This window comes from Corynebacterium sp. L4757 (assembly GCF_043673995.1).
GTDB lineage: Bacteria > Actinomycetota > Actinomycetes > Mycobacteriales > Mycobacteriaceae > Corynebacterium.
Map to the genome: position 1 here is coordinate 495,242 of NZ_JBIMEN010000002.1, position 12,271 is coordinate 507,512.

Annotated in this window: 6 protein-coding genes and 1 pseudogene; 5 read left to right on the forward strand and 2 right to left on the reverse strand. The window is 49.8% G+C overall.

The features are described 5' to 3' along the window. Positions 1-9: 9 nt before the first annotated feature. Positions 10-909 carry a hypothetical protein gene (locus ACG98I_RS04755; RefSeq protein WP_394718807.1) on the reverse strand — a complete coding sequence of 300 codons (900 nt, stop codon included), beginning with the start codon at positions 907-909 and terminating at the stop codon, positions 10-12. A 1,599-nt stretch (positions 910-2,508) separates the two neighbouring features. Between ACG98I_RS04755 and ACG98I_RS04760 the strand changes: the two genes are divergently transcribed. The 4 genes from ACG98I_RS04760 to ACG98I_RS04775 all read left to right on the forward strand — a co-directional run bounded on the left by ACG98I_RS04760 (position 2,509) and on the right by ACG98I_RS04775 (position 10,095). After that, positions 2,509-6,921 carry a glycosyltransferase gene (locus tag ACG98I_RS04760; protein ID WP_394718809.1) on the forward strand — a complete coding sequence of 1,471 codons (4,413 nt, stop codon included), beginning with the start codon at positions 2,509-2,511 and terminating at the stop codon, positions 6,919-6,921. 115 nt (positions 6,922-7,036) lie between these two features. Then, positions 7,037-7,423 (forward strand): hypothetical protein, encoded by a 387-nt coding sequence (locus tag ACG98I_RS04765; protein ID WP_394718810.1) that lies wholly within the window; start codon positions 7,037-7,039, stop codon positions 7,421-7,423. Next, positions 7,416-9,476, forward strand: coding sequence for a glycosyltransferase (locus ACG98I_RS04770; RefSeq protein ID WP_394718812.1), 2,061 nt, complete (start codon positions 7,416-7,418; stop codon positions 9,474-9,476). Before ACG98I_RS04765 ends, ACG98I_RS04770 begins: the two co-directional genes overlap by 8 nt. Further along, positions 9,466-10,095, forward strand: coding sequence for a hypothetical protein (locus tag ACG98I_RS04775; protein WP_394718813.1), 630 nt, complete (start codon positions 9,466-9,468; stop codon positions 10,093-10,095). Before ACG98I_RS04770 ends, ACG98I_RS04775 begins: the two co-directional genes overlap by 11 nt. A gap of 396 nt (positions 10,096-10,491) precedes the next feature. Here ACG98I_RS04775 and ACG98I_RS04780 read toward each other — a convergent pair. Further along, positions 10,492-10,965 (reverse strand): annotated as a pseudogene (locus tag ACG98I_RS04780) (transposase); the annotation flags it as partial. 67 nt (positions 10,966-11,032) lie between these two features. On the opposite strand from ACG98I_RS04780, the gene ACG98I_RS04785 reads away from it, so the two are divergent. Beyond that, positions 11,033-12,234 (forward strand): IS3 family transposase gene (locus ACG98I_RS04785; RefSeq protein WP_394718078.1). Its coding sequence is split into 2 segments (ribosomal slippage): positions 11,033-11,327 and positions 11,327-12,234, totalling 1,203 coding nucleotides; the frame shifts between segments, so codons are not numbered across the junction. The last annotated feature ends 37 nt before the right edge of the window (positions 12,235-12,271 follow it).

Here is a 12,271-nt window from a genome sequence, read left to right on the forward strand (position 1 = left end):
TGTAGCTAGTTATTGAAAGGACTGGATGTACTCGAGGGAACGGGTAGAAATTTCTGTGGCGCTACTCGTACTATCGGCATCTTGAAGTTTAAGAATGTAGTCCCAGTCTCCGCCACTTGAAACTACGTCGCGGAAAATTTTCGTGAGAACCTTGCCAGGAGCTGGTTTATGCCCGAGGCCCCACTCCCCGGCGAAAACGGCAGTATCAGTTCTGTTTTCAAGCGTGGCGTTTAGGAACGGTACAAGGTACTTGGGTACATGAGTGCGGTCGCCGAGATTCTGTATATAGAGAATCTTATTGGGAAAGTTCTTCTGGTAGAGGTTAATTAAATTATGCTCGAAGTCGGCTTTTTCGATTGGCATGCTATCCCATGCAGCATCCAAATACGCGTTCACGGCCTGCTCGCTATATTTAGATATATCTGTTTGTGGATTCATTGGAATAGCCCATGAGCCTGGGAATTGCAGAGAATAGAACATTGATGCGTAGCCGCCGCCAGATGGCCCAAAGAAAGCTAAGTGCTCGTGGGCATCAAACGCTTTGAGAGTGCTTCGAAGAACATTGGGCAAATCATCTTGAAGCTTCCGTGTTGCGTCTCCTCCATACCAACCAAGATTAGTGTCTAGTTCTAGTACGGGATCCGACACGAAGATAAGATTGCAATCAAGCGTCCGAGTAATTGATAGTCCCTGGAAAACGGGGTAGGTTTTTACTCTCGGCGGAACCGCAGCATGGAAAACGACTAGGGTTGTCTTTTTTTCCTTGTTCTCGACGTAGAGGTCGAGATTTCCTTTTCCATACTTAATGCTATGGATACCAGACTGTTCGGCAGCTACTTTGAAGTCTTCGATTGACGAGTGTGTAAACCGTTCAAAATCGTAGCGGGAGAAGTCGCGATCGAATGTCATAAAGGGAAAGCTTATCAGTGAGCGGTGTCCTTTCGCTTTTCTTCGCGTGAAGAAATCGCTTTCGTTGATTGGTGTGGGAATTAAAGTGTTCTGAAAGACCTGTACTCTCGCCGTATGTGTTTGGAACGAGCGGATCGTAGCGGTGTGGTGATGGTTCTGTACCAGACTTGACCAACCCGTGATGAGGCTCGGAAGGCGGTGGCTCGCTTGATTGAGATTGTCTACAACCGGCGCCGCCGACATTCAGCCATCGGGATGATCAGTCCCGTCGATTTCGAATCTCGGATTGCTGATCAAAAGGATAAGGAGAAAATCGCTGCTTAATCTCTAAGCGGCTTAACTACGTGTCCACGATTTGCGGGCAACCCCATCATTCCCAATTTAATCTTTGACTTGTGCGTTTCTCGTGACATTATTCGTGTCACTATGGATCAGTCTTAGAGCAAGTAATGTTTGGCGCGCGAGAGCTAGGTCAGTGCCCTCAGCCTCGAATAGAGGTCATTTGAGAGAATTAATCTCACTGGATTTCTGCTTAAGAGATTGTCAGCGGAGATTGAATCGAATGGATTGCTGGGTTTAGCTGTGGCCTCTGGAACCAGCAAAGAAATCTTTTTTGCGGACATCCCAACTACCGTTAAGCATAACAAGCGAAAGCCAGAGTCGATGAAGGCTGAGATGGTGGCGCCGTAGAAGGCTGGCGTTGCCCCGATGGTTATTGTGCGCTGGTCTAGTGACTCTACTACTGTTGTGTACAACATCGGCATCAAACTTGGATACTGGCAATGAAGGTCACTTCCGAGAAGAGCGCGAGTAACGCGGTCGAGATGCGAGTTGCTTATGCTTCAAGTCATTGCCTCTTGGCAGGGGTCTCACTCGTACGTAAAACACGAAGAAGTGGGTTTTCAAAAAGCTACTGTTCTGAGGATTCCTTTTACGAGAAGGCTGTAAATAGCGAGAAAATTAATCTCGGAGGTGAGTAGAGTCCAGGTGAGATTCGAGAATCTTACGTTCCATACTATGAGGTATTTGATAGACATGGATTTCATTTTCTGCCAGATCTACCAGAGGAGATGGCAGTATCAACTCCAGACCACGCATGGGGTATGGGCATTAACCACTTTGTTGATGATGCATATCGCTGGTGGGGATCCGAGATTGAAAAGTTTATAGAATCACGCGCAGATTAGAGCCGAAAGGTTACAGCATTGCGGGGCGGTCTTCGCAGCTTGAAGGCATCACTAGTAAGAAGAGGGCATCAACCGTAGGTTAGATTCAAAGTTTGGACACTCGTATTCTTGGAGTTCCTGAATTGGGAAAAGATCTATGCCAATTGTGGAAAATCTGCGGCTACCGGCTGCATATTTTGCGAACTTAGGTACTATTATCGGTCGAACCCACCCCAATACCTCGAGCGATTCAAGGACGTAGAGCATGCATGCTGACGAGTTCAGAGACTACCAATCAATTCGGGAGCTAAGGATCGCTGAAACTTTGAGCGACCCAGAGCACGTCTATAATCGTCTCGAGTCTCTATCGGACTCGGGCAGGGACTCGTACGTCAAGCGTTTAGAAGCTGAGAGAGAGGATTTGAGGCGTCGGGTGCGTGCAGCACAGGCATCACTGGATGATCTCAAGGCTGAAAATGCGGTGCTGGTCAATGAGCGGGAACTCGCAGAACGCAGGCTCTCGTCTGTTCGTGAATCGACCACATTTCGGGTAGGAAAGTCGATCGTCGGACCTGCGCAGAATGCCAAGTCAGCGATTAGCAATCCGAAATCGAGTTTCGTCAGCATGGCTGGGAAGCTGAAATCAAACCTCCAAAAGACGCGCAATAGGCTTATCGATGAGCAGAAAAAGCGACAAGCATCTGAACCTTCAAAGGCGGTGGCGGCTAAGGCGACTCAAGCAGCAGATCCCGCAGCTAACGGACAGTTCAACCAAGATGCCACGGTCCCGGACACCAGTTCTGCTACTGCAGCGACCAAAGCTGCAGCCGATGGCAATAAGTCTGTGCCGGCGCAGGCATCGGGGACTCAAACCAATCCCTTAGAGCAGTTTGAGAAGAAGTCTACTGTTCGCAACCTCGAAAAGGCCCTCAACTACCTCTGGTTTGAGTTGGGAGAGATTCACAAAGCAAAAGCACTTATTGAGGCGAACCCTAAACTGGTCGAGAAGCTCGGGGACGTACCGAAGTCTTTGAGCGCCAGAGCGTTGGGCGAAGTGAGAATTCAGAATCTAGACCTCGTCCCCGAGCGGAGCCAGTATCCTGCTTATATTGCTGAGCCAGGTCGCGTTATGTACTGCGTCCATCAAACGCCGGTGTATAACTCCAATGGATACTCCACGCGCACTCGTGGCGTGGCGAACGGAATTAAGAACTCTGGTGGTGACGTTGTTGTCGTAGGTCGGTCCGGCTACCCCTGGGATTCGAAGGCTGACGTTGAAAAGCCTAAGCCAATTCGCTCAGAATCAAAGCTTGATGGCATTCAGTATGTGCATATTCCTGGAGGCAATCTAAACCGGGAACCAATCGACCATTACGTTCTTCAATGCGCAGATGCTTTCGTACGTGAGGCACGGATGGTTCGTCCAAGCATTATTCAAGCAGCATCGAACCACCGAACGGCATTGCCAGCTTTGATCGCTGCACGCCGATTAGGAATCCCATTCGTATATGAGGTTCGTGGCCTTTGGGAGTTTACTGAGGCTTCCTCCAAGCCAGGATTCGAGAACTCCGAGCGCTTCGCAGCCATGCGTCACCTGGAGAATTTAGTGGCTCAGAATGCTGACCGTGTGCTCGCAATTACTACGCAGGTGAAAGGCGAACTAGTTGCTAGGGGCGCTAACCCAGAGAACATCACGGTCGCACCTAATTCCGTCGATTCAGAGCTCTTTGTCCCGCTGCCAAAGGACACGAATTATGCCAAGGCTAAGAAGATTCGTGTTGATGTCCCCGTAGTTGGATTTGCTGGCAGCATTGTGGGATATGAGGGACTCGATAATCTGGTTGATGCATCGGCTGTATTGAAGGACAAGGGAGTCGACCATCAAATTGTTATTGCCGGATCAGGTGCTGCGGAGAACGGACTCAAAGAGCAAGTATCTAGCTTAGGGCTGGAAGAGCAAGTGACATTCTTAGGTCGTTTGCCACAGAATGAGATGCCTAGGTTGCAAAGCACCTTTGACATCGTTGCGTGTCCAAGGAAGTCCAATCTAGTAACAGAGCTAGTCTCTCCTCTTAAACCGCTTGAGTCTTTCGCCGCAGGCAAGGCGACTTTGATTTCAAATGTTGCACCGAATAGGGATCTGGCTGGGGACAAGCAGGAAAGAGCACTGCTTTCCGATGCCGATAACGTGGAGTCCCTCGCAGCCCAACTGGAAAAGCTGATTTTGGATGCAGACCTTCGTGCCGATCTAGGTCGGACTGCACGTCTGTGGGCAGTCTCGGAGAGATCATGGACGAGCCTTGGGGAAAAAATTCTCAGTTCCTATACTGAGGCTGCTAAGCAGTGCGAGCAGCAAACTCCGGAGTCTAAGCCGCTTAGCTCCCTTCGCGTCGGAGTTATTGGTGATGAATTCACTCGCTCGACTCTTGAAGACGCATTTGACGTCCAACTCCTAAACCGTACTTCCTGGCGTGAGCAATTGTCCGCAGAACCTAAGCTGGATCTGATCTTTGTCGAGTCTGCCTGGGAAGGTAATGAAGCAGACTGGCACCGTGGAGTCGGGCACTACTCGGATGAAGAGAGCGCCGATCTTCGCGGAATCCTTTCCTTAGCTCGTGAACGCGGCATTCCAACAGTTTTTTGGAATAAAGAAGACCCAATCCATATTTCTCGTTTCGCGCCGAATGCAGCGTTGTTCGACCACGTGTTTACGACTGATGCGAAAATGATTCCACGATACCTGAATGCCACTGGTTGCTTGAACCAGACTGTCAGCGCGCTACCTTTCTACGCGCAGCCCAAGTTGCATAATCCACTTCCAAGCACCCGAGAGTTTAAGAAGTCAATTGCCTATGCAGGCTCATATTATGGTGACCGCTATAAGGAACGCTCAAAAGGTTTGGAGCGTTTGCTTGAAGCGTCCGCAAAGTATGACATGGATATATACGACCGTCAGGCTAAGAATCCAGACTCACCGTACAAGTTCCCAGAGGCTTACCGTGGAGCAGTCAGGGGAGGGCTCCCATACAAGGAAGTAGTCGAGTCGTATAAATCGCATACTGCACACCTGAATGTGAACTCGGTATTGAATTCTCCAACTATGTTCTCCCGGCGTGTGGTGGAGATTCCAGCTTGTGGCGGCATTGTAATGAGTGCCTATGGTCGCGGCATTGCTGAAACTCTGGGTTCCAATATTGCGCATTCCAATAATACGAAGGATCATCGAGCATGGCTTTATGATTGGTCGACGAATCCTACAGGCCGGCTTGATGAAATCTGGCGCCAGATGCGTACGGTCTACCGAGCTCACACCACGGAATCCGCCCTGTCTATCTTGGCTCGTACAGCAGGTATTTCGGTTCAAGGCTTGAAGCCGTCGAAGTACACGGCAATTCTGACCGATTTGGGGAATCGCTCCGAATCCGAGCGTCTTACATTCATTGAGCGTGTAGTAGCCCAGTCTGTGCGCCCAAGCGCCGTAGTTGTTCCGGAACTCACCCAGAGCGAAGCAGACTACCTTGATGCGCAAGGCATCACTTCTTTCTCCGACTTTGATTCGGCCACCGACAATGACATCGAAATCTATTTCCCTCAGGAATTCTCCCGAACCTTTGCTGAAGACGTACTCTTGCCACTGCGATTCGGTGACTATGGCAAGGTCTTCATTAAAGATTCGCGTTCCTTCGCCTTGAGCGATTACGTCACCGAACCTCTCGAGTCTGGTGAGACAGACGGACTCTCTCTCGCGATGAAATCTCGAGTCAACGACGAGAACAACCGAATTGCTGTCACCCTTCCAATTTCCCGCGCTATCGAGTCCGAGCAGGAAATGATTGATGATGACGCTTACGATTTCTCAGGCAAGACTGTCTTGGTTGCTGGGCATGACTTGAAGTTTGCGGGAGCAATTCTCGATGAGCTCCAGGCAATCGGCTGCGAGGTGCTTATTGATAAGTGGGATGGCCACAACAAGCACGATCCTGAAAAATCAAAGGAGCTTTTGAACCAAGCGGACATCGTAATTTGCGAGTGGGGTCTGGGAAATGCTGTGTGGTACTCCAACAATCTGCTGCCCCGGCAGTCGATGGTCGTACGAGTTCACTCACAGGAGTTGTTCCTTCCATTCCTACGCCAGATAAACAAAGCCAAAGTTGGAAAGTTCATCTTCGTAGGTGAATTGATCCGTAAGGCTGCGATTACTTCACATGGAGTTCCTGCCAATAAAACTGTCGTCATTCCAAACTTTGTCGACTCCGCAAGCCTAGACAGGCCAAAGGCGGAGGGCGCAGAGAAAACCCTTGGTATCGTTGGTATCGTTCCAAAGTCCAAGCGTTTGGACCGAGCACTCGATATTCTTGAAGGTCTCTTGGAACATGATTCTGAGTACAAGCTCCGGATCAAAGGTAAGGCACCCGAGGATTACCCATGGATGAAGAATCGTCCTGAGGAGATGGAATTCTATTCTGAGCAGAATAGAAGGATTGATTCCATCAACGAGAAGTATCCGGGTGCTGTTGCATTCGATGGTTTCGGGCCCGATATGGAGGAATGGTACCGACAGGTGGGCGTGGTCCTGTCTACGAGTGACTTTGAGTCTTTTCACCTAACACTTGCAGACGGTGCTGCATCAGGAGCGCTTCCAGTCAGCCTCAACTGGCCAGGAGCAGACCTTATCTACCCCCGAAATTGGTTGTCTGGGGCAGTCGGCGGAATGGTGAAATCAATCCTGAACAACCAGGTGGAAAAGGCTGACGCCAAGAATTTTATTTCGGACAACTTCGATAAGAAGAAAGTTAAGGACGAACTTATCTCGATACTTGGTGAAACAATATCGGACATTGTCTGACGCTGAATTTATAATGCATCATCAACACTGAGCAAGAGCCATTTTCATGAGATAATATCAAAGCTGCCAGCAGCCCGTTATCGCCATGGGCATGCGCAAACAGAAGGATAAGAACATGCTGAAGAAACAATTTAAGCTTCCCCAAGCGAAAGGGAATTTCTGCTTCTTAATTGAATTTAATAGTGCACTTCCTGCCAAAGGCGCTATTTTTGTAATCCGTCCAATTGATGACGGAAGTGATTATGATCGGGAGCCGAAATGCTCTCTATCGTGGTCGAAAGCTGCAAAGGGATTTTTTGCTTACAGTCCCGCAGTTCCCACGGCAAAGTCTTTGATCTCCAAGAACTTTGATATTGATTTCCCAACTTCTAGCGTGGAAATTGAGATTGTTTCATGGGGTGGACAAGAAGTTGACTCCAAAGTCGCGGACTTTACTTTGATTTCAAAGCCGAGTTCCAATGACGATAAATACACGACTTTTATGGGCGGGTTAAATGACTGAGAATGTTAAATTAAAGGATGCATCGATTGTCATTGGCTTCAGGGACTGGGGTCTACTGCGCCTAAAATTGGCTGTAGAGAGTATCAAGAACTCGGTCGGAAGGTATGATGTCGAAATCATCATTTCCGACTATGGCTCAGCTGATCCAAAGAGCAATCGGGAACTCGCTGATGAGCTTGGAATCGGATACGTATTCACTCCCCGCACGGGGCCATGGTCGCGGTCTCGAGCGCTAAATGCGGGCTTTGCGATCTCAACGGGAAAGCTGTTGGTCTCAACTGACGCAGACATGATTTTCAGTCCGCAGTCGTTTGAGCGCATCATCGATTTTTCATTGATCAATCGCAATTCAGCGCTGTTTTTGCAGTGCCGTGACTTGCCAAGTGAAATGGACGAGAACTTCGTCGCAGAACACCCTGAGGCATGGGACTTATTTGAGTCCAAGTCGCAGCTACGTCCTCGCTGGGGAATGGGTGGCATGATGGCAATCCCTCGTGAAGGTTTTATGATTATCCGGGGGTTTGACGAACGGCTCCACACCTATGGTGGCGAAGATCTCGACTTTGCTCAGAGGGCGCGCCGGGCGGGTTATAAGACCCAGTGGCTCGATGATGACGATATTAGGATGTTCCATGTTTGGCATCCTCCAACATCCGCAGCTGTTGCGAAGGATCCTGAGCAGTCTGCGGCTGTTGAAGCAAATCGTGAAATTGTTTATAAAGATAAGACTTACGTACGGAACTATCTTCACTGGGCTCATCGTCCCTCTGATGCGCCAGTGTTGGTTACAGTGGCAATCGCGACTCAGAATCGTGCAGACATGATTTCCGATACCATTTATTCAATTCTTGCGCAAACAGTGCAAGACTTTGAAATTGTCGTAATAGATGATGGCGGAGAAGATAATCTACGCGACGTTTTGGATGGTTTTAATGATCCGCGCATCCGCTATTTCTGGCAAGAGGCGCAGGGGATTTCAGCAGCTCGCAACTTTGCTCTCGAAAAGAGCTTGGGATATTTTACGGCTGTCATTGATGACGACGACCTAATGCACCCTAAGCGATTGGAATGGCATTTAGATTCCATGGAACCAGGTTTGTCCGGAAATGTCGGATCTTTTGCTAATTTCGATAACGAAACCGGTGAGCTTGCGCTCATGATGTCTAAGAAGCCGATAATCGAGACTGCCATAGAGAATGGAACGTCTCCTGGACACGGGACTTGGTTTATCAAAACAGATGTCTTGCGATCCTTCCGATACGATGAAAGTATTACGAGCGGCGTAGATCACAACATTTATATCAGGATGCTGCGGTCTGGCATCAGCTTGGCTCATACCGGGAAACCTGTCACTTTGAGAAGAATGCACCCACGCCAAGTTTCTGTTGTTGACAGAGGCAATCAACGTGGTGCGGCATCGTTCTCTACCCGGTTCCTTCAATCTGGTACTACTGGCTATAGCTTGAAGAAATTGAAAGAGGAACTGGATCGTATTGGTGCTTTCCCTAAAGGGATGGATCGTGAAGCATTTAAGACAGAATTAACACCATATCTTCCTGATTCACTAATTGTGAGGGATTTGCTCTTGCAAGAATCGAAGTCTTTTGTTGCGGAATTTGACGCCGACGGCCTGATGGATGGCTCGATGATTTCTATCGATGGTGTAACTATTGCTTCGCGAGCCGTAGTATTAGGCGCTAGCTATTCTGACATGGCGAACCTGCGAAGTCAGGGGGTGTCCTTTGAAGCTGTGGTATCTGATGGTTCTAAGGAGCTTGCTTTAGAAGCCACTAATTGGATGGCATCAATTGAAGATTGGCTCATCGACCATACCGAGGCTGGGAGTCAAAGCTGGTTTGCATACGCACCTAACCAGTCAGGCAGTGACGCACTGGACGGCACTCACTCCGTGCGTGTGAATAACGATGGCAAAGTTGAATCATGGTTTGTACTTGGGTCAGATAGCACTGATGCAATTCAAAACTTTGTAAATGCTTATGCAGGCGCGTTTGTACGCGGAACTAAGGTATTTGGAGGCCAGCATGCGGTTTAGCATCAAATCAAATCTTTACGGGCGCTGGGGTATTCATGCCGAACTGAGTGAATATGATGCAGTACCTCCCGTACTAAATGTCGCGTACGAGGCAACCCCATTAAAACTTAATCCTGAGGTTGAAGCTGCGGCTTTAACACTGCTGTTTGGTCGTTTCTCGGGAGGTGAGATGGAATTTGCACATAAGGTTGGCCCGAATACCGCTAAGGCAATCCAGCGGTATCTGGAACCCACGATCGGATTCATTTCTCCGATCGAGTATTACCCCAAAGCACTCCCACTGGGAGGCATGGAGACCTTAGTAAAAGAGGAGGATGCTTTTCAGTCCGATGGAAGCGCTTTCATCTCATTGAGGTCTGATCAATTCAATGGGGCTGTCAAAAGCCAAAGAGCTATGGCTGTAGCCAATAATTCCTTTGTGCTTAAACAGGATGCTGATGATATTCGTCCAGCGCTCGCCTCAGCAATGCTTTTCGCGGAAGACTTGGAAGTAGAAACGTTCGTCGTTTCGCAGAATGCAATTATCAATTTTGAGGAAGTTCGAAGGCTTCTATCCGCCGTCCGAATCAACTTAGTCACCGAAACACAAATCCAGATCACAGGTTCGAAGTCGGGGTGACGTACCGAAGTTGCATTAGTCTGAGGGTGACCGGGCGCTGTGTTGGAACGGTAGCAGTCTTGTTTTCAAAGCAAGAAACTTGCACAATCAAGGCTGTTGCACGGCGACGCTAGTTGCTTTTACTTGTATGTACAATTTTCAGCTGACGTTGCTGAGTGGTTGTGGACACTTAAACTATCACGGATACGAAGCCCTCTGGGGTCAATTGGGCTCGAGACAGTATCGCTGTTCTGATGAGTGATTACGCTCTGGTGCAGGATTAACCAGGATTTAATTCGGTCAGATGTGCCAAGCTGTTGTAGATCCTCTTGGAGCGGTGAGCAGATGAGCGGCAAGCGGATTTCGAAAACGTTGCGAAAGGGGGCCGGCCCCTGGAAAGTGGACACAGGGGATTTATTAGGAAGCACGTTTTAGGATAGCAGGACCCTGAGTTTCAAATACCGCAGGTGCGAGATTGCCACACCAGGAATGCCTGCGTTTGGTGTTGTACTTGGTGCACCACCGAAATACCTCCCGGCGGCACACCAACTGATTGGAAAACGTTTTGGAATCTTGCATCACTTCCCGTTTGAGTGTGGCGTTAAACGACTCCGCCAGCGAATTATCCGCACTGGTACCAACAGCACCCATCGATTGACGAACCCCCGACTGTGTGCAGGTGTCCTGGAACGCCTGCGAGGTGTACACACTGCCGTGGTCCGAATGGAACACCGTGCCCTTTAGGCTGCCTCGTTGGCCTTTAGCCATCAGCAACGCATCCTGAACCAATGAGGTGCGCATATGGTCCGCAATTGCAAATCCCACCAGCCTGCGCGAATAGTAATCAATGACCGTGGCTAAGTACATATTTGACCCATCAGCAATCGGAAGGGGACCTGACCCCCGTTTGGTGGACACCTTGAAACCAGCATGATGCTGGGAAAGGTAATCTGCCACCATGCCACGCAAGACCTACACAGAGGAGTTCAAGCGCGACGCTGTTGCGCTCTACGAGAACTCCCCAGGTGCCTCGCTCAAGACCATCGCCGTGGACCTCGGAATCAACCGTGCCACCCTGCATAACTGGTTGAAAAAGTACGGGACAGGTGCGCGTACCAAAACCCGCACCGCAGAGTCGCCCTCGTCGATGTCGGTGACCGAGGCTGAGCGGATCCGCCAGCTGGAACGGGAAGTCAGCCGCTTACGCGAAGAGCGCGATATCCTGCGAAAGGCTGCTAAATATTTCGCGGAAGAGACGAACTGGTGATCCGCTTCCAGTTCGTTGACGACGCCCAGAAGAACCATTCGGTTAAGCGGTTATGTGACGTGTTGAAACTCAGCAGGTCCTCCTATTACAAATGGAAAAACAGCAGCTCAGCCCGGAGGAAACGACTCATATCCGACGCCATCCTCGGTGCACGGGTCAAGACTGTATTCACTGCCGAAAATGGTTGCTACGGGGCCAAGCGGATTACGGCTGAACTTAAAGACCAGCCGGGTCATGAGCCCGTGAATCACAAGCGGGTTGCGCGGATCATGCGTGAACTCAAACTGTTTGGCTACACCAAGAAACGCAAGGTCACCACCACCGTGTCAGATCAGAAGAAACCAGTGTTCCCTGACCTTGTCGGCCGTAAATTCACTGCCGACAAGCCGAACCAGGTCTACGTCGGTGACATTACCTATCTGCCGATTGCAGATGGGTCGAATATGTACTTGGCTACGGTCATTGATTGCTATTCCCGCCGGCTGGTTGGCTTCGCGATCGCCGATCACATGCGCACATCACTGGTGCAGGATGCGCTGGTGATGGCCAAAGGCCAGCGAGGGAGCATGAAGGAAGCAATTTTCCACTCGGACCACGGCAGTGTGTACACATCGAATGCGTTCCAGGACACCTGCACCCAGTTGGGGATCAGGCAGTCGATGGGATCAATTGGGACCAGTGCGGACAACGCTTTGGCGGAGTCGTTCAACGCGGCCCTGAAGAGGGAAGTCCTTCAAGATTCCAAGACCTTTGCCAACCAGTTGATCTGCCGGCGGGATGTTTTCCGCTGGTGTACCCGTTACAACACGGTGCGCCGACATTCCTGGTGTAAATATCTGGCTCCTGTGGTGTTTGAGGAGCGCTGTCCTGCTATCCTAAGATCTGCTTCTTGATTAAATCCTCCGTGTCCACTTCCCGGGGGTCGGGCCC